This window comes from Paenibacillus sp. Root444D2, from assembly GCF_001426375.1.
Taxonomy (GTDB): Bacteria; Bacillota; Bacilli; order Paenibacillales; family NBRC-103111; genus Paenibacillus_E.
Genome location: NZ_LMEO01000045.1, coordinates 379,923 through 398,820, shown reverse-complemented (window position 1 = coordinate 398,820; position 18,898 = coordinate 379,923). Strand labels below are relative to the sequence as shown.

General features: G+C 43.5%; 14 protein-coding genes. 11 read left to right on the top strand and 3 right to left on the bottom strand.

Annotation, left to right across the window (positions count from 1 at the left end; genetic code table 11):
• Positions 1-329: 329 nt before the first annotated feature.
• Positions 330-974, top strand: coding sequence for an FMN-dependent NADH-azoreductase (locus ASD40_RS23335; RefSeq protein WP_057305549.1), 645 nt, complete (start codon positions 330-332; stop codon positions 972-974).
• A gap of 71 nt (positions 975-1,045) precedes the next feature.
• On the opposite strand, the gene ASD40_RS23330 is transcribed toward ASD40_RS23335, so the two are convergent.
• Both ASD40_RS23330 and yicI read right to left on the bottom strand, forming a co-directional pair.
• Positions 1,046-1,654: a TetR/AcrR family transcriptional regulator gene (locus ASD40_RS23330; protein WP_057305548.1), complete on the bottom strand. Its 609-nt coding sequence runs from the start codon at positions 1,652-1,654 to the stop codon at positions 1,046-1,048.
• A 152-nt stretch (positions 1,655-1,806) separates the two neighbouring features.
• Positions 1,807-4,128 (bottom strand): alpha-xylosidase, encoded by a 2,322-nt coding sequence (gene yicI / locus ASD40_RS23325; protein ID WP_057305547.1) that lies wholly within the window; start codon positions 4,126-4,128, stop codon positions 1,807-1,809.
• A 130-nt stretch (positions 4,129-4,258) separates the two neighbouring features.
• Here yicI and ASD40_RS23320 point away from each other — a divergent pair, with 130 nt between their 5' ends.
• The 7 genes from ASD40_RS23320 (at position 4,259) to ASD40_RS23290 (ending at position 12,146) form a co-directional block, all read left to right on the top strand.
• On the top strand, positions 4,259-5,182 hold the full coding sequence (locus ASD40_RS23320; protein WP_057305546.1) for a helix-turn-helix transcriptional regulator: 924 nt from the start codon (positions 4,259-4,261) through the stop codon (positions 5,180-5,182).
• A gap of 41 nt (positions 5,183-5,223) precedes the next feature.
• Positions 5,224-6,972: a sensor histidine kinase gene (locus ASD40_RS23315; protein ID WP_057306275.1), complete on the top strand. Its 1,749-nt coding sequence runs from the start codon at positions 5,224-5,226 to the stop codon at positions 6,970-6,972.
• Positions 6,965-8,086: a response regulator gene (locus ASD40_RS23310; RefSeq protein ID WP_057305545.1), complete on the top strand. Its 1,122-nt coding sequence runs from the start codon at positions 6,965-6,967 to the stop codon at positions 8,084-8,086. Before ASD40_RS23315 ends, ASD40_RS23310 begins: the two co-directional genes overlap by 8 nt.
• Before the next feature lie 160 nt (positions 8,087-8,246).
• Positions 8,247-9,965 carry an extracellular solute-binding protein gene (locus tag ASD40_RS23305; protein ID WP_057305544.1) on the top strand — a complete coding sequence of 573 codons (1,719 nt, stop codon included), beginning with the start codon at positions 8,247-8,249 and terminating at the stop codon, positions 9,963-9,965.
• Positions 9,966-10,036: 71 nt separating this feature from the next.
• Positions 10,037-10,927 carry an ABC transporter permease gene (locus ASD40_RS23300; protein ID WP_057305543.1) on the top strand — a complete coding sequence of 297 codons (891 nt, stop codon included), beginning with the start codon at positions 10,037-10,039 and terminating at the stop codon, positions 10,925-10,927.
• Positions 10,928-10,944: 17 nt separating this feature from the next.
• Positions 10,945-11,829 (top strand): carbohydrate ABC transporter permease, encoded by an 885-nt coding sequence (locus tag ASD40_RS23295; protein ID WP_057305542.1) that lies wholly within the window; start codon positions 10,945-10,947, stop codon positions 11,827-11,829.
• Positions 11,826-12,146, top strand: a complete 321-nt coding sequence (locus ASD40_RS23290; protein ID WP_057305541.1) for a hypothetical protein — start codon at positions 11,826-11,828, stop codon at positions 12,144-12,146. The genes ASD40_RS23295 and ASD40_RS23290 overlap by 4 nt, the downstream gene beginning before the upstream one ends.
• Before the next feature lie 282 nt (positions 12,147-12,428).
• Here ASD40_RS23290 and ASD40_RS23285 read toward each other — a convergent pair whose 3' ends face one another.
• Positions 12,429-13,793 carry an MFS transporter gene (locus ASD40_RS23285; protein ID WP_057305540.1) on the bottom strand — a complete coding sequence of 455 codons (1,365 nt, stop codon included), beginning with the start codon at positions 13,791-13,793 and terminating at the stop codon, positions 12,429-12,431.
• Positions 13,794-14,009: 216 nt separating this feature from the next.
• On the opposite strand from ASD40_RS23285, the gene ASD40_RS23280 reads away from it, so the two are divergent.
• The 3 genes from ASD40_RS23280 to ASD40_RS23270 all read left to right on the top strand — a co-directional run bounded on the left by ASD40_RS23280 (position 14,010) and on the right by ASD40_RS23270 (position 18,671).
• Entirely contained in the window at positions 14,010-14,567 is a 558-nt protein-coding gene (locus ASD40_RS23280; RefSeq protein WP_057305539.1) for an Hcp family type VI secretion system effector, read from the top strand.
• Positions 14,568-14,658: 91 nt separating this feature from the next.
• Positions 14,659-15,315, top strand: coding sequence for a YheC/YheD family protein (locus ASD40_RS23275; protein WP_057305538.1), 657 nt, complete (start codon positions 14,659-14,661; stop codon positions 15,313-15,315).
• 194 nt (positions 15,316-15,509) lie between these two features.
• Positions 15,510-18,671 (top strand): alpha-mannosidase, encoded by a 3,162-nt coding sequence (locus tag ASD40_RS23270; protein ID WP_057305537.1) that lies wholly within the window; start codon positions 15,510-15,512, stop codon positions 18,669-18,671.
• The last annotated feature ends 227 nt before the right edge of the window (positions 18,672-18,898 follow it).

Below are 18,898 nucleotides of genomic sequence, written 5' to 3'. Positions count from 1 at the left end.
AAGCTATAGTAAATCTATAGAATCGGAATCTATATTCCGTTTAATTGACGGTTAATCAAGTCGTATGATATTATCAATTTGTCATACGGAATTTTAATTCCTTTTGGGTTAATTATCATTCATGGAGGAATATTCCAATATTGTTTTGCAAAGAATATATTTAAGGATTTGGACTCTCATGATAATAATTATCATTATTGTTGTATTTCTGATTTCCGCAATCTTGCATTATAAAAAGACAATAACCGATAGAAATCTAACGCTTATTTGGCTTTTGGCAATTATTTTTGCTGGAATATTCAAATGATCACTTAGAAGGAGAGATTTTGATGAATAAAATGCTTGTTATTAATGCTCATCCCAAAGTAGATTCTACATCATCTTTTAGTCTGCAGGTTTTAAACCATTTCTTGAAGGCGTATAAGGAACAAAATCAAACGGAGACCATTGAACAAATTAATCTTTATGATGATCATGTTCCTTCCGTTGATCGTACGGTCCTAAGTGCATGGGAGAAGTTGGCAAAAGGAGAGCAGTTAACTGAAGAAGAGCAAGAGGTTACTAGTCGGATGTCTGAAATACTAAAGCAATTCAAAAGCGCGAATAAATATGTCATTGTTATGCCATTGCATAACTTTAACATTCCATCCAAGCTCAAAGATTATATGGATAATATCCTTATAGCCCGTGAAACTTTTAAATATACGGATACCGGCTCAGAGGGCTTGTTAAAAGACGGCCGCAGCATTCTTGTCATTCAAGGAAGCGGCGGGGTATATACCAATAATGATTGGTATACAGAAGTTGAATACTCACATAAATACCTCAAATCCATGTTTAATTTCATTGGACTTGAGGATTACCAAATCATTAGAGCTCAAGGAACTGCATTCCTAAATCGAGATGAAATATTAGCAAATGCTAACAAAGAAGCTGAAAAAGCTGCTGAACGTTTATCTGGTGTTTCTGTGTAATTTAAATGGATCAAATAAGCAAAGGGTTGTCCTCAAGTAGAGATTTATCTACTTTTGAGACAGCCCCTTTTTTATTGCCTTACAAGCCCTAATAGAATCATGTCGGAAACCGTTTCTGTAATTTTCTCCGCGGGAACATGCTCTTTTAATTTTAGAATGAGATGGGGGTTAATCATGTTGATAATGAGCAATTCCAGCAGTTTCGGATCGCCTTCTCTAAATATTCCTTCTTCTTGGCCTTGTAGAATGATATCTAGAACGCTGCCCTCTAGGGCAGTTAATAGGGAGGCTCTCATATCATCGCCCAATTCACCTATTGTTGCCAAATGAAGCCCCATACTATGTATTTTTCCATATTGTAAGTGCGAAGCTGAGAAGATATCAAATAAAAGTCGGATTTTTTGATCAGCGGGCATGTCCATTTTGACGACCTGCAATTGCTTTTCTTTAATTTTTTGGAAAATGTCGGTGACTACAGCAGTGGCTAACACGGTTTTGTTGGAAAATCGCCGATGGACAGTTCCTACGCCTACCCCTGCTTCATTAGCAATTTCTTCGATGGTGGCGTCATAGCCTTTCATAGCGAAAATTTTATAAGCAGCAGTTAGAACTCTTAGTGTATTTTGATTGGCATCTTTACGATGGCTTGGCGTTGATAAATCCGAACCCTTTAATGGCATCTACGAGCTCCTTATCGTATGTCTGGTTAGTAACCGGAATGTGAATTCCTTTTAAATTATACAGTAGTTATAGAACGGTGTATAACTGCTAATCCTCACAGAAGTGGAAAACGGCTGACCCTGTATGAATAACAGGGCCAGCCGTTTATTTATTACAATCTTACTGCTATCTTTGATATGCCGGTTTCGGGAGTTAGCACGATGCCATCAGCTGATCTTGTCCAAGATGCGCCTTCTACGGATGAGATTTGATTGTAGCCTCTTAGTACAAGGGTGTAAGGTTTAGTTCCGCCTTGAATAGAGATGTCGATCAGCTCATTCATTCGGACTGCTTTTACGGTTAATTGCAGATCAGCTTGTACATCATAAATTGACGTTTCCGCGGCTGCTCCATCCCCCAGTTCAAATAAATGAAGAGATACGCCATCCGCATAATCGTAATCGGGCTTCTGCTCATTTGCTCCTATGGCAAGCAGCGTATTCGGTTTAACTAGCAAGGGCAGCGTCATATAGCCATGCGTTTCTTCCTGCCATTTCCCGCCCTCAATAACTCTTCCGCTGAAGAAATCGGTCCAACGTCCTTCGGGAACATAGTACATCACAGTTCCTTGATCATTAAAGATTGGGGCAACAAGCAGGTCATCTCCTAACATGTACTGCGTATCCAGGTGATGAGTGGACGGGTCTGATGCAAAATCCAGCACCATTGCGCGCATCATCGGAATCCCCATTTCTGTAGATTGGATAGCACTTGCAAACAGATAGGGCATTAACGTGCTTTTTAGCTTTGTAAAATGTCGGAGAACATCGACCGCTTCTTCGTCAAACAGCCATGGAACACGGTAAGATTCATTGCCGTGCAGACGGCTGTGCGAAGACAGAAGGCCAAAGGCTACCCAGCGTTTATAAATATCGGGCGGGGCTGTTTTTTCAAAACCGCTAATGTCATGGCTCCAGAATCCGAAACCGGATAAACCGAGTGAAAGGCCTCCGCGAAGCGACTCCGCCATGGAGTCGTAGTTGGCTGAGCAGTCGCCGCCCCAGTGTACGGGAAATTGCTGCCCTCCAGCCGTAGCAGAGCGGGCAAATAACATGGCCTCGTTCTTGCCGAGTTTTTCTTCCAGTACTTCAAATACGGCTTTATTGTAGAGGAATGTATAGTAGTTATGCATTTTCAATGGATCCGAACCGTCGTGGTATTTCACATCGGTCGGGATGCGCTCGCCGAAATCCGTTTTGAAGCAATCCACGCCCATATCGATCAGCCGTCTTAAATGACCTTTGTACCACTCTGTGGCTTCAGGATTGGTGAAATCGACAAGCCCCATGCCGGCCTGCCAGAGATCCCACTGCCAAACGTGATCATCCAAGGTTTTAACCAAATACCCCTTGTCCATGCCTTCTTGAAAGAGCGGCGATTTCTGGCCAATGTACGAATTGATCCAGACACATATTTTCAGTCCCTTGTCCTTAAGCCGTCCCAGCATACCTACCGGATCGGGGAACATATCGGCATCCCACTCAAAGTTGGTCCATTGATATTCCTTCATCCAGAAACAATCAAAATGGAACACATGCAGCGGAAGGTCTCGTTCAAACATGCCGTCAATGAAACTGTTCACGGTAGCTTCGTCATAATCTGTTGTGAAGGAGGTTGTTAACCACAAACCGAACGACCATGCCGGCGGCAGAGCGGGTTTGCCGGTAAGCTTCGTGTAATTATTTAAAACATCTTTTAGCGTTTTGCCGCCAATAATGAAATACTCCACACTTTCGCCTGGTACGCTGAACTGGACTTTGGACACAACCTCAGAGCCGACTTCGAACGATACGTGTTCGGGATGATTGACGAAAACTCCGTATCCTTTACTGGATAAGTAAAAGGGCACATTTTTGTAGGCTTGTTCACTGCTCGTGCCGCCATCTTCGTTCCAAATATCTACGGTCTGCCCGTTCTTCACTACATTTGTAAAACGTTCTCCCAATCCGTAAATATGCTCATTAATGCCAAGCTCAAGCTGCTCGCGAAAATAAATTTCTTTGTTAGCTGTCGTAATATGCCCTGCACCCTTGCTGTTGGTGCCAGTTAAACGACGGCCTTCGAAAGAGAATTCAGCTCCCCACGTACTATGTTTGTTGGCTTTTACGCTTAATCCGCCGGATGTCATGGTCACATGATCGTTACTGTCATCGATTGAAACCGGAGTCTGCGGATTTTCGAACAATTCAAAAGCAGGCCCTTGCGAACGTTTGCCTGCATGATGAGTCCAGCGGACACGGATGATATCGGGAAGGGGCGAGCTCAGTTCACATGTCAGCATCGCACCATTTAAAGTATCCCCTTTTCGCTGAATCTTCCGCGCGGCAGCATATATAGTCAGACTGCTATCTTCTTGGTGTACATCGCGAACATCGACAGGATTAAGGACGGTGTATCCTTCTTTTGCCATCCAATAACCGTTAGAAAATTTCATTACCATCATCCCTTCAAAGTGTTGTAATATAATTATATTGATTTAAAAACTCCATTCCTTTCGTTATATTGTGAAATAATATCAGTATTTTGACATACACTTTGAAATTCTCTAGAGGGGGACTATAGCCATGCAGCAAGCCAATTTAAAAGAGGACCGTATTCACGGTGATCCGCTTTATCCAATCCGAGTGTATGAAATCTGCTGTCAGCCAGGGGAAGAACTGCTTGAACTCCATTGGCATGATGAGCTGGAGTTTCTCATGCTTACCAAGGGTAAGGCGGTATTCCGTGTTTCTATGGATGACTATGAATTGGAAGCCGGGGAAGCGATTTTCGTGAATTCCGGTCAGCTTCATTCTGGTCGTATATCCGCAAACGAAGAATGCTGCTTCACCGCCGTGGTGTTTCATTCGGATGTATTGGGAGGCGAGAGGTTTGATCTCGTTCGTGAGAAATATATTAATCCGCTAATCCAGCAGAAATTTGTCGCTCCTGCCCACATCAGCCATCATACTGCAGAGGAAAGAGAGCTATTGGCGTTGTTGCTGCAAGTGTTCGATTTGAATATTAATGAAAGGCCGTTATATGAGCTTTCTACAAAAGCATTGCTTCAATTGATCATTTCAAAGCTAATTATGCTGGGAGGTCCCGCTTTTCGTGAGCTTCCGCTTTCCGTCAATCCTACGCACATAGATCGATTAAAGCTGATTATCGAATATATGCAAGTAAACTATAGCAGTCCGATTCGATTGGAGGACCTCGCGGCGATCGTTTCTTTTAGCGAGTCTTATCTCTGCCGATACTTCAAGGGTTTTACAGGAAAAAGTCCACTGGAGTACTTAAACCAAGTGCGTGCACAGCGAGCGGCTTTACTATTGAAGGATACCAACAAGAAGGTTACAGAGATTTCACTGGATGTCGGCTTTAATACCTTGAGTTATTTTATCGGTGTGTTTAAAACGCATTTTGGTCATACACCTTCAGAATACCGGAAAAGATTAAGGACAAGCGAGGGTATAGGTGGATATTCACGAATCATTGTTTCTAGTTGAATAAAGCCTGATCGGGGGAGTGATTATTGTTGTTTGTTAAAATGAAGGAGAATGTGAAGTCATTTCTGTACGATTATTTAACGTTGAAAAAGAGGATTTTTATTATTTTCTTATGCAGTACATTGATTCCGTTTATTTGTATCGTTCTTATCTCGTATTACGCGATTTATTCCATACTTACTAATAAAATTCAGAGCGGTATTCAAAGTAATTTAAAACAAGTAGAGCTTTCCTTAGAAAGCACGATAAGCAATTTGAATCATGTTTCCCAGCAGCTTGCTTTTGCAGGAAGTGTGGGCAAGAAGTTGGATCAAATGTTATCGCTTCCAGCCAGTCAATCGTTCGAACGCTCGCAAATGATAAGCGAATTAAAAGATGAATTAAGCTTAGTCACCTTTACCAATCCCAATATTGGTTTAACCTTATACTATTTTCAAAATGACCATACGTATGATCTCGAAAATTCGGGCGTAAAGGAGAATTTTTCCCCTGAGAAGTTGCCATTGCTTGCAGAATACTCGGGAATTTCTTATTATGGTCCTCATTTAAGCAACAATCAATTTGATAATAATTTTGTTTTATCTGCACGAAGGAAAGTGGATCTACCGCAGCGTGATGATGTCTATGTCTATATTGAAACGGGGTTTCATCTCACGCAAAACATTCTGAATAATGATCAATTTGGCGGAACGAATTCCCATGTTTTCCTAGATAATGACGGGAGAATCGCGTATAGCGAGCTTCCCAATACATTTGTGAAAGATACGATATTTCCCAACTTTTCTAAAGAAAAAACCTTTGGCACATATAATGAATTTTACTGGTTTAGGCAGGCAAGCAACCAAGGCTGGAGTATCGTGTCTGTCATTCCAAAAGCAGATTACAACAAAGAAATGAACCAGTGGTTTGTTCAAATCATGCTGTTTTCGCTCCTTTTTCTAGGGATGAGTTTACTCATGGCTTGGCTCTTATGGAAGATGGTATATCTCCCTTTGAATGGTTTTAATAGAGAAATCAAGCAGATGGCACAAAACAGAGTCCAGACCGTTACAGTACGAACAAAAATACCGGAGTTTGATTTTCTACTGCATCAATTTAGGCAAATGAGAGAACAGATATGGAATTTATTCGCCGAAGTCGAACGGAAAGAGAAGCGAAGAGTGGATCTTGAGGTAGAGAAGCTGCTCTATCAAATTAATCCCCATTTTTTAATGAATACGTTGGATACTGTGCATTGGTTAGCTGTCATGAACGGTCAGAACGAAATCGATCGTCTTGTATCCTCATTAAATAAGCTGCTGCATTATAATTTAGGCAAGCTGGGACAGGCCTCAACCATTTATGAAGAAATAGAAGCCTTAAAGCAATATTTGATTTTACAGCAAATTCGCTATGATTTTAAGTTTGATGTTCAGATGAATGTCGATGAAGAGGTATGGAACATGCCGGTTCCTCGTTTTATTCTCCAGCCGCTTGTCGAAAATTCACTTTATCACGGGTTAAGTGATGACGGGTATATTAAGGTAGATGTCAGTTTAATGAATACGATTCAGATCTCGATTCATGATAACGGTTCTGGGATGTCGGAGGAAACGATTCATAACCTATTACACAATCCGGGAGTTGAAAACAAAAAGGTTGGTATGGGGATTGGCTTAAATTATGTTAAGCGAATGCTTGAATCCCAATATGGCGAGCAGGCGGACCTGAGTATCAAGAGTGTGATCGGAAAAGGGACAACCATCCTTGTTTCCTTACCTATTATGGAGGTGAAATCCCAGCATGATTAAAGTGATGATTGTCGATGATGATAAATTGGTTCGCAAAGGTCTTATATCAGCCATGCCTTGGCACGATTTTGACATGGAGGTAGTCGGGGAAGCAAGTAATGGCGAGAAAGCCTTGGAATTTATAGCAGCGAACGCGATAGATTTATTGCTGACTGATTTAGCGATGCCTGTTATGTCAGGGATCGAATTACTGAAAATCGTGAGAAAGCAATATCCAAGCATTTATACCGTCGTGCTAACCTTTCATCAGGATTTTGAATATATCCAAGAGGCACTGAGACTTGGTGCTATTGATTATATTGCCAAGGTTCAGCTTGAAAAGGAGCGCTTTGAGGAAGTGTTGGAGCGGATCTACACGCGGATTAAGGAGGAGCAGAAGCATGCACCTAATCTGCATGATATCTTTTATGATAATGAGTCCTCTCATGGCATAGGTTCTTCGGTTCATGAAGGGGACAATCAGCTGGTGGCAGCTCAAAAAGACTTAAACGTAGTGAAAGAGCAATGGTCAGGTCATGAATGGGTCTATCAAGATAACCTATTTACAACACATATCCATGATTTGAAGCAGCTGCGTTTACCTCAAACGAAGCTGATCGGGTTGTTATATGCGTTAATCGATAAATGGAATCTTTTATTTCATCCAGTTGATTTGGCGACAATCCAATTGCCTGATTCTTTTGAAAGCTGGCATGAGGTTGAGGAATGGTTGATGGCTACTCGTGAAATGATTCGCAAGGCGATTGATAAACCTTCTTTTTCACAAGAGGTTGTAGACTGTGTGATGAAAGCAGTTTACATCGCGAATGAAGAAATGAAAGAGCAAATTACGGCCGCGAGCATTGCGAAACGGGTTAATATGAGTAGAAGCTATTTCAGCCAGTGCTTTAAAGAAATTGTAGGCATTAATTTTAGTGAGCATTTACGTCACAAACGTATTGAGAAAGCAAAGGAGTATCTGCTTTATACGAACAAAACGATTCTCTGGATTGCTGAGAACGTTGGATATATGGATGAAAAGTATTTTAGCCGCACCTTTCGTGAGCAAACAGGCCTGTTGCCAAGCGAATATAGGCTGAAGAGTGTGACGGGTAGAGAAATGTCCGAAAATTAGAGGGTCAAATGCTGCGAATTCATGAGAAAAAGGTGATTACCTGCGAATTCTCGGTCATTTACCCCTCTAAAGCTGTAACCGTTTTCCATCCTAGCAGCGTGATGTTTCGTGATACTTTTAGGGTGTAGATAAATTCTGAAAGCGAAAGAAGGGGCTTTATATGAGAAGATCTAAAAAAAGCATGCTGCTGTTACTTGCCGGGATGCTAGTCGTACTATCCGCATGCTCAGAGAAGGCGAAGGAATCACCTAAAGCGGAGGCTACGCCTGCGCAAACGGGAGCAGCGCAAACAGCAGCTGCGCCAACAGAAGCGGGGCCATTCGCCAAATCGGCCAAACCGATTACGATTAAAATTGGTAAAGATGTAGATGCTTCCGATAAGAGCTTGCCAGCGGGAGACTCGCCTGAAAACAACCCGTATACCCGTTATATCAAAGATAACTTGAATATCGATACCAAAATTGTTTGGCAGGCTGCCAGCGGTAAGGATTACGACCAAAAAGTTAATTTATCCATTGCCAGTAACGATTTGCCGGATGCGTTGGTTGTGAAAGATACACAGTTCAGACAAATGGTGAAAAGCGGTCAACTCGCGGATCTTACCGAAGTTTATAATAAATACGCCTCACCTGCGATCAAACATATCATTGAAACGACGCAAGGGCTTGCGCTTAAAGCGGTCACCGTTGATGGAAAGATGTATGCCCTTCCTAACGTCACGACAGAATCAGATATGGTTCATATGATGTGGATTCGCAAGGATTGGTTGGACAAATTAGGCCTTCAACCGCCTAAAACAATGGACGATCTAGAAAAAGTAGCCAAAGCTTTTGTCGAACAAGATCCTGACGGGAATGGAAAAGCCGATACCATTGGCATAACAGGTCCGCAATTAGGCGGTTTACTGAATGCCGATTTTATCAATCCGAATAATAATAACTATGGTTTCGACCCTATCTTTTCTTCGTATCATTCCTATCCAGGATTTTGGTTAAAAGGTGCTGATGGCAAAACAACCTATGGCTCCCTTCAGCCAGAAACGAAGCAAGCTCTCTCGAAGCTGCGTGATCTCTATTCCAAAGGTTTAATTGATAAGGAAATGACCATTCGGAAGGATGCGCAGGAACTGATTAAGAATGGAACTTCAGGCATTTATTTTGGACTATGGTGGGCTGGCGGGTACGGTCCATTAGCCGATGCGATTAAGAATAATCCGAAGGCAAATTGGCAAGCGTATACGGCTCCATTGGATGTGAATGGTGAATTCACACCGCACATGGGGAACCCGTCCAATCAATATCTGGTTGTTCGTAAAGGTTATGAGCATCCGGAAGCCGCTATTCAAATGGAAAATCTTTTGCTGCGCGATGAATCCAAATTCGATGTCAAAGTGGCAATTGGAAACTATCCTTTACGTGTTGTTTTTGCCCCAATGGATGAGATGGATGTCACTTACAAGATGATGAAAGAGGTTCTTGCAGGCACCAAGAAACCGGAGGATCTAGATATTCCAGGATATAAATTACTAAAAGCCGATGCTGAAAAAGTGAAAAAAGTAAAACTCGAGCCTTATGACAAGAATGATATTCAATACTGGGATCCTAACGCGGATTTAGGGACATGGAAGCGTATGTACTCCACATTCGTAGGGATATCCCCGCTGCAGCAGCCGTTCAAGAAAACCTATAGCGTGACCTATTCGCAGACGAAAACCATGGAAAGCAAATGGGCTTTACTTGATAAATTAGAGAAGGAAACATTCCTCAAAATTATCATGGGAGCTGCGCCGCTGGATTCCTTTGATAAGTTCGTACAAGATTGGAAGAAGCAAGGCGGAGATCAAATTCTGACTGAAATCGATGAGAGTATCAAACAGTAAGAAAGCATGGAGGCGTCAGAGAACTCTGGCGCCTTTCCCTTACAATAGAGAGAATGGAAGTGATCGGTAGGATGGTTACGAAGGGGTTTGCCAAGCATTACTATCTCATGCTTCTTCCTGGATTTATTTGGTTGACGCTGTTTAGTATCGTGCCTATGTTCGGGATTGTCATTGCTTTTCAAGATTTTAATCCAGGTCTAGGCATGTTTCATTCCGATTGGGTCGGATTGGAAAATTTCAAGTATATGTTCACACTTAATGATAGTAAAACGGTGTTTATTAATACGTTATTTATTGCGGTTATGAAAATTATCGCGAATATGGTTGTACCGCTTATTTTCGCTTTATTGTTGAATGAATTACGCATTGCGTTTTTAAAAAGATGGGTGCAAACGATTGTTTATTTACCGCATTTTCTATCATGGGTCATTCTTTCGGGTATCTTGTTGGACGTATTGTCTTATAAAGGACCTGTTAACAGCATCTTGGGCATATTCGGTATTAGCCCGACTTTGTTTTTTGCAAAAGCGGAATTGTTCCCTTTTATCATCGTGGGAAGTGATGTGTGGAAAGAATTCGGATTTAATACGATTATTTTTTTGGCGGCTTTAACGGGAATCAATCCGGCTTTATACGAGGCGGCTGCCATTGACGGCGCCACTCGCTGGCAGCGTTTACTTCATGTCACACTGCCTGGAATTATGACAACGGTTATTTTACTTTCTGTACTCAGCCTAGGTAATGTCCTCAATGCTGGATTTGACCAAATTTTCAACCTCTATAATCCTCTTGTTTATTCGAGCGGGGATATTATTGACACATGGGTCTATCGGACAGGGTTATTGAATCTCCAGTATGGATTGGCAACGGCAATGGGACTATTAAAATCAGTCATCAGTTTTCTTCTAATTACAACCTCCTATTTCCTAGCTGCTAAGTTTGCAAATTATCGTATTTTTTAATATAAAGGAGCATGAAAATGGTCAAAGAAACAACAATCGGCTCCAGAGTATTCGATCTTTTCCTTATCGTGCTGCTGGTTGGCATAGCGTTATTATGTGTTCTTCCTTTATGGTATACCCTTGCTGTTTCGTTAAGTGATAACGCAGCAGCATCCTCGGGGCAAGTTGGCTTATGGCCGGTGGGGTTTAATTTTAACTCTTATCATGAGATCATGGGTGACAGTAAGTTTTTCAACTCGTTCTGGATTTCCATACAGCGAGTCGTGTTGGGATCGAGTCTTAACTTCGTGATTATTATTCTGATGGGTTACCCTTTATCCAAAAATGCGAAGGACTTACCATTTCGAAATGTGCTAATGTGGATATTGGTGTTTACCATGTTATTTAATGGAGGATTAATTCCTTGGTATCAAACGGTTAAATCTTTAGGCTTGATCAACAACATCTGGGCGCTTGTTCTAGGGAACAGTGTACCGATTTTCAGTGTGATTCTGGTCATTAACTATTTCCGCAATCTGCCTAAGGAATTGGAAGAGGCGGCACTTGTCGACGGTGCGGGGCCTTGGTATATGCTTATCAAAATTTTCATTCCACTGGCGGTTCCCGTGTTGGCAACTGTAACTTTGTTCAGCATCGTCTATCACTGGAATGAGTTTTTTAATGGCCTTGTGCTGATGTCGAATGCGGATCATTACCCGCTGCAAACTTACATTCAGCAATTGGTCGTTATTGTGGATGCTAATACCATGACCGCGGAACAAATACAGAAGATGAGTGAGCTTTCTAATCAGACCTTGAACGCGGCTAAAATCTTTATTGCTATGATCCCGGTTCTCGTCATTTACCCGTTTCTTCAACGATTTTTTATTCATGGGATTACGTTGGGGTCTGTTAAGGAATGATCAAGCCAGGGGCTATGCTAAGGGTTTCGGAATTTGCCCAAGGAGACGAGGAAATACCTGAATCTCAGGGAGCGGAACGAGAGGCGAAGAAGCACTCTAAATTGTGTAAGCGGAACGAGGAACGAAGAAGCACCCGAAGTTTTGTAAGAGGAACGAGGAGCGGAGAAGCATCCGAAGTTGTGAAAGCGGAACGAGGAGGCGTTATTTGGGCGAAAACACGCGAAATCGTGGGGAAGCGGAACGTAGAGGCGTTATCTCGCATTTTTTGCCTCTGGAACGTTCAATTTCGCCCGAATAGCGTCCTCACGTTCCCTTAATTCGATTTATAGTGAAGATCTCCCGAAATAGCGCATCTACGTTCCGCGAACTAGCGTTAAGGTGGCTTTCCCTGGCCAATAATCAGCAAAGAAAGCAGCACTAAACAAATAACAAGGACAGTTGGGCGGGTAAAACCTGCAGCTCAGCTGTCCTATTAATTTTCGGTCAAAAAGGCTGTCCTCAAGTAGATTTATCTACTTTTGAGACAGCTTTTGTTGTTTTCTACCCTCAAAGAAAACCAGATATTAGCGCCTCTAGGGGCTTTATTTTAGATCAAGTATTCATCTGCCTTGAACCGCTTTTGTACGGATGGAATTACTTGGCATTATTTTCGATAACGTGAGAGTTGCTAAGCTGATTAGGGCGCATACAATGGCCATACCGTGCAGCCGCTGTGTGGTGATTTCATGGCTAAAGATGGCGCCAAGTAAGCTGGAGGAGAGGATCGTCCCCATAAATCTGGAGGTCATGAACAAGCCCGAAGCTATCCCTGTCTCTGCAGCGGATACATAGGAATATAAAGCTGTCTGCAATCCGAGATTTTGGAATCCGCTGCTCAAGCCGAATACGGATAGGATGGCAAATATCGCCAAGGAAGCGGAATGCTCATGAATCAGCAGTATGAGCAGTGAACCCGCTATAACGATAAGCGAACCTGTGATTAACGGTGTTTTGGAGCCGGAATTGTCAATCCATCTGCCAACCAGTGGCGTAGTGAAAATCCCTAATCCTGACAAGGCCAGCATCATCATGCCAACCTGCTGCGCATCGAATTGCCGGACTTGCTGTAAGTAAGAAGGAATGCTGAACATGATCGAGTAGAACACGATGTTGACACAAATAAACTGGATATAGACCAAACAAACGTTGAGATTTTTTTTCAGAAAGAGCACATCAATAAACGGCTGGTTGCGCTTTAGCTCAAACTTATAGAATACATAACTCAACACTAAGCTGGTTAAAAGAAACCAGAAGTTGACCCTCTTTTCGAAGGAAAGAAAGAAAAATAGCCAACTGATGATTAGTGCTGCAAAAAAGGCAATTCCCCACAAATCCAGTCCGCCTTTGGCGAGTGACTTGCGCGGGCCGTCTTTCGGAAGAATTCGGATAGAAAGCAGAAAAGCAATGAGGATTACCGGAAAGTTAACAATGAAAATAGCTGGCCAATCCCCATATTGGATCAAAAACCCGCCAATAGACGGACCGAGGGCCGCCGACGTGGAAGAAAAAATCGACATCACGCTTAGTGCCCTAGCTTGATTATCTGTGATACTACTGCGAATAATCCCCATTCCGGCTGGGTATAGCGAAGATGTTCCTATCGCTTGAATGACGCGAAAGCCAATAAGCCAGCCAATGCTCGGTGCCAGCGGAGCTAGCAAGGATGACACTGTAACGAGTGCAAGTCCAATTAAGAAGATACGTTTGCGACCGAAGATATCGCTTATCTTCCCCATAATGGGTTGAGCAATGGCGCTGGCCACATAATAAGTCGCGATCAGCCAAGAGATAGCACTATAAGTAACATGGAACTCGGCCTGCAGCCGTGAGAATGCAACAGAAATCATCGACGTATTCAGTGGATTTAAGAGAACTCCAAGGCCAACAGCTGTGATTAGCCAAAGCTGCTTGTTTTTATTAGACATATCATTTCTCTCTTTCTCTTTTTTTAATTCATTATAATCCTATTTAAGTTGGACTGCTTGATAAAAATCGGTTTTTCACTAGGTGACGTGCTTGTAGGGAAGAACATTTTGTCGCTCCAAAAGGTTGACTAAAGCCTCATTTACAAAAGAAAAATTATCGGATATATTTAGGTCAATTGATACATATTGTATCAAACGAGAAGAGGAGTGATATGTTTGAGAAAGTTCAGAAATTCGATAGTCTTCTTCACCATTTGCTTGTTTGTGCTAGCTTTCGGCGTTGTTCCCGCAGCTGCGGAAAGCAGTGATTTCGATGTTTATCTGAAATTAGACGGAATTTCGGGTGAATCGGTTACGAAAGGATATGAAAAGTGGATACAGCTTCAAGATGTTTCATTTGAATTTGAAAATAGTCCTACATTAAACAGCAGTTCAACCGCCGGACCTGGTGCAGGGAAAGCGGTACGGAAACCGATGGCGTTCAGTAAAAGTTTTGATCTTTCTTCCGTACCTTTGTTTATGGATATGGTCATGGGAAAAACCATTGAGAAAGGCCAACTTGTCTTCGTTAAGACTGGTGAACAAAGGATGCCGATCGTAACTATCGATTTAGAAAAGATTAGCGTTAGTAAATATAACTTAAATAATTTAGATGAATACATTGAGTTGAATTTTGGAGCAATTAACTTTAAATACACAGCCGTAGGACCAGATGGGAAGACCACGAATACGAATACGGGCGGCTGGGATTTTATGAAGAATGTGAAAAAATAAGTTATTCACTTCATTGATTGTCCCAATCCCTTCTGACGGAAGAGGAATACTCTAGTTTAGAGGAAGCCTTGTACGGAAGGAGGAATCCCTTATGCGATTGGTTGCTAATAAATGGTCGAAGTTCTCCGTTTTGTTGGGGCATGCCGGTGTTGCCAAGCATATTCCTACCATGCGCCGTTTTAGCGCTTCGAACCTGCAGGCCATGCTGCAACAATATGTATTTGTTGTGGCAAAGCCGATCATTGGAACCGGAGGAAGCAGTGTATTAAAAATCAAAAAAACGGGTAACGGTTATTTGCTGCACAACAGCGGAACGAAACGAACATTTCGTACTTGGAACGAGCTATTTTCCACGTTAAACCAGATTCGCAAAAACCGCCCTTTTATGCTGCAGCAGGGCATTGATTTAGCAACAATTGACAGTAGGCCGCTAGATTATCGCGTCAAACTGAAAAAAACAGGCCGGTCTTGGGTCATTCGAGCCGTTGTCGGCCGATTGGCGCGCCCAGGACTCTTCGTCACTAACATTTGCCAAGGCGGCACGTTACTTAAAGGTACTCATGCACTGCGGCGGACTTTCCCTCCAAGGCTAGTCAAATCCAAAATTGACACGATGTGCGGAGTGGCTCGAGCATGCACGATACTGCTTGAGTCTCGCTATCCTGGCATTGGAATGCTTGGTTACGATTTTGGCATCGACAAGCGTGGAAACGTATGGATTTTTGAAGTGAATACGAAACCTCATTAAAGCTTAAAATCAAAGGGCTGCCTGATGGCAGTCTTTTGATTTTAAGCATTTTTCGCTTATTTCGTCTAACTTGGATCCAATAAGAATATATTTAATGATTTTACCCCCTCAGTATCATCAGATTATCTATCACATAAGGAGTTTTGCATCCATTACAATAGACATACTAGTAAGAATAAGGAGGAGAAAATTGGATGTTTTGGACAGTGGAGAAATTACAAGCACGTATAAATGAGTTGGAGTCATACCGCTATCGCGATGAACGGCGCTTAGATAAGTTTCGAATCAAACTGGATGAGGCCGGCATCATTGGAGCGTATCCGTCGGAAGACGGCGAGTGGACGGACATACGTATAGGTGACCGTTGGAATGGCCGCGATGTATATTACTGGCTGGCTGCAGATGTGATGATTCCCGCTGAGTGGGAAGGAAGAAAGGTGCTAGGCCGGTTCTGCCTTGGACAAACTGGAGGTGGAACGAACAGCGGATTTGAATCGCTGCTATTTCTGAACGGAGAGCCGTATCAAGGCGTAGACTCGAACCATGAGGAAGTTTTTATGCCTGAAGCTGTGATCGGTCAAACCGTTCAGCTGCGCTTTCGCTTATGGTCAGGGCTAGGGGGATATCAGAGCAACCGCGAGATGGAAAGCCGGCTGGAGCTGGCTTCTGTATGTTGGTTAGATGAATACGCAGATGATTTATACTATACAGCTAAAGCGCTGCTGGAAACGGTCCGTATACTAGACGAAAATCGTCCGGAGCGGCACCAGTTGTTATCGATGCTGGATGAGGCATTCCTGGGGCTCGACTGGTCGAGGCCTGGGAGCGAAGGCTTTTACAACTCAGTCGAAAAGGCACGCGAACAGCTCCGGCAGGCTTTGTCGCTGATGCCTAAACTTCACTCGGTTGTGGTACAGTGTATCGGACATACACACATAGATGTTGCTTGGTTATGGCAGCTGAAGCATACGAGGGAAAAGGCAGCGAGATCGTTTTCAACCGTACTGCGTTTGATGGAGCAGTATCCGGAGTATATCTTTTTGCAAACACAGCCGCAGCTGTATGAATATATCAAGTCCGATTATCCGCAAATTTACGAGCGTATGAAGGAACGCATCAAGGAAGGCCGCTGGGAAGCCGGTGGAGCGATGTGGCTGGAGGCGGATTGCAACTTAGCATCTGGGGAGTCTCTGGTGCGGCAGCTGTTGTACGGGACCCGATTTTTCCGTGAGGAATTCGGTGTGGAATGCAAGTATTTATGGCTGCCTGACGTGTTTGGCTACAGCTGGGCGCTGCCGCAAATATTACGCAAATCTGGCATCGAATCGTTTATGACGACCAAAATCAGCTGGAACCAATATAACCGGATGCCTCATGACACTTTCAAATGGCGGGGCATTGACGGGACGGAAGTACTGACCCATTTTATTACGACGCCGGATCCCGGTTCGAGCGAAGGGGCCTTTTATTATACGTATAACGGGCAAGTTACGCCCTCATCGGTACAAGGGATTTGGGAAAGCTACCGTGATAAGACGCTCAATACGAATTTGCTGCTTGCTTACGGGTTCGGTGACGGCGGCGGAGGCGTCAATCGTGAGATGCTAGAGATGCGGCGCAGGCTGGACGATATACCAGGTATTCCCCATGTGAAGACGGGGCGTGCTGACGAGTATTTTAACGAATTGCAGACGAGCATCAGCAACACCAATTCCTACGTGCACACGTGGGATGGCGAGTTGTATTTGGAGCTTCACCGCGGTACTTATACAAGTCAGGCTTACAACAAACGGATGAATCGCAAGCTGGAGCTGCTGTATCGGGAAACGGAATGGATGCAGGTCATGAGCTGTATGTTGAATATACAAGGCCAAGCGACGGATGCCGAAACTTCTCTTGCCCTGTACGAAGGGTGGAAAATTATTTTGCGCAACCAATTCCACGATATTATCCCTGGATCGTCGATTCGCGAGGTGTATGAGGACAGCAGAGCTGAATACGAAGAGGCGTTTGCTCTTGGTCAAAAGGTATGGGATCAGTCAGCATTGCTTTTGACAGCGGGCAGGGAAAAGAGAAGCGAAGTGACGGTGTTCAACAGTTCTCCTTGGGAGAGAACGGATCTCGTTTGCATTCCAGAAGAGCAAACGGAGGAAGCCGGAGTAGGTTGGCACGATGCTTCGGATCGACCACTGGAGGCTCAGCTTGTAGGTGGAAACTGGTGGGTAAACGTAGAGCGAATCTCTCCGATGGGATTCGCTGTCATTCATCGTAAGGAATTGGTCGATCAACCCGTACAGGCTATTGCAGAGAATAAATTCAAAAAGTTGGATCATGGATTTATAACGCCTTATTATGAAATAGAATGGAATGACTATGGTCAGATTATCCGTCTTTACGATCGAATTGAGCGCCGGGAAATACTCGCTGTAGGAGAAACCGGGAATCGTTTCGAAGTGTTCGAAGATAAGCCGAAAGGTCGGCATGAGGCGTGGGATATTGACATCTTCTACACGGAGAAAAAGCAGGAAGTGAATCTTCTGACCCGAGTCGAAGTGACGGACAACGGCCCTTTGGCTGCGGTTGTCCGCTTTGAGTGGGCATACATGGATTCAACCGTGGAGCAGGATATGGTGCTCTATGCATACAGCCGAAGAATCGATTTCCAGACTCACGTGAATTGGAACGAGCAGCGCAAACTGCTGAAAGTAGCCTTTCCGCTGCGAATAAGGGCAACGGAGGCGACTTACGATATTCAATTTGGCAACGTGAAGCGTCCGACCCATTGGAATACAAGCTGGGACTATGCCCGGTTTGAGACGGTGGGCCATCAGTGGGCCGATTTATCCGAACGCGGATACGGCGTCAGTCTCATGAACGATTGTAAATACGGCTATGATGTAAAGGACCATGTGATGCGTCTTACCCTGATCAAGTCCGCTATGGTTCCAGACCCTACAGCCGATCAAGGAGAACATGAATTTACGTATTCGCTCTTCCCTCATGCTAGCGACTGGTATGACGGTGGAACGGTGCAGTCCGCTTGGTCGCTGAATAATCCGCTATCATTTGCGCCTGGCAAGCCTGCAGAAGACTCATTCAGCTTGTTCCGTCTATCGAGCGAGCATGTTATGATTGACGCGGTAAAAAAAGCGGAGGATCATGACGCGATTATTTTACGCATTCACGAGTTTGCTGGTATTAGCGGCCAAACGAAAATTTCAAGTGATGCGCGGGTTAAGTACTGGCAGGAATGTGACCTGCTCGAAAGGCCGCTTGGTGATTGTCAGTACGAATCATTGATTGATGTTCAGCTAAATCCGTACGAGATCAGAACGTTTATCATTCATATTCACTAGCTTACATTATCATTGTTAACTTACCCGAAGCGCGATTCGATCATTGAATGATTCACTGAATTAACAAGCTTCTTTTGAGGAAAAAAGTATCATACTCCCCTTAGGAAAGTTGAAACGCCTATCTCATGCGATTCGCATGCTCTATTATAATGGGCATATTCAGAGAAAGTGGAGGCGAAGAATCAGATGCGCCGAAGGAATTCGATGCACTATTCTTACTCCTAAGA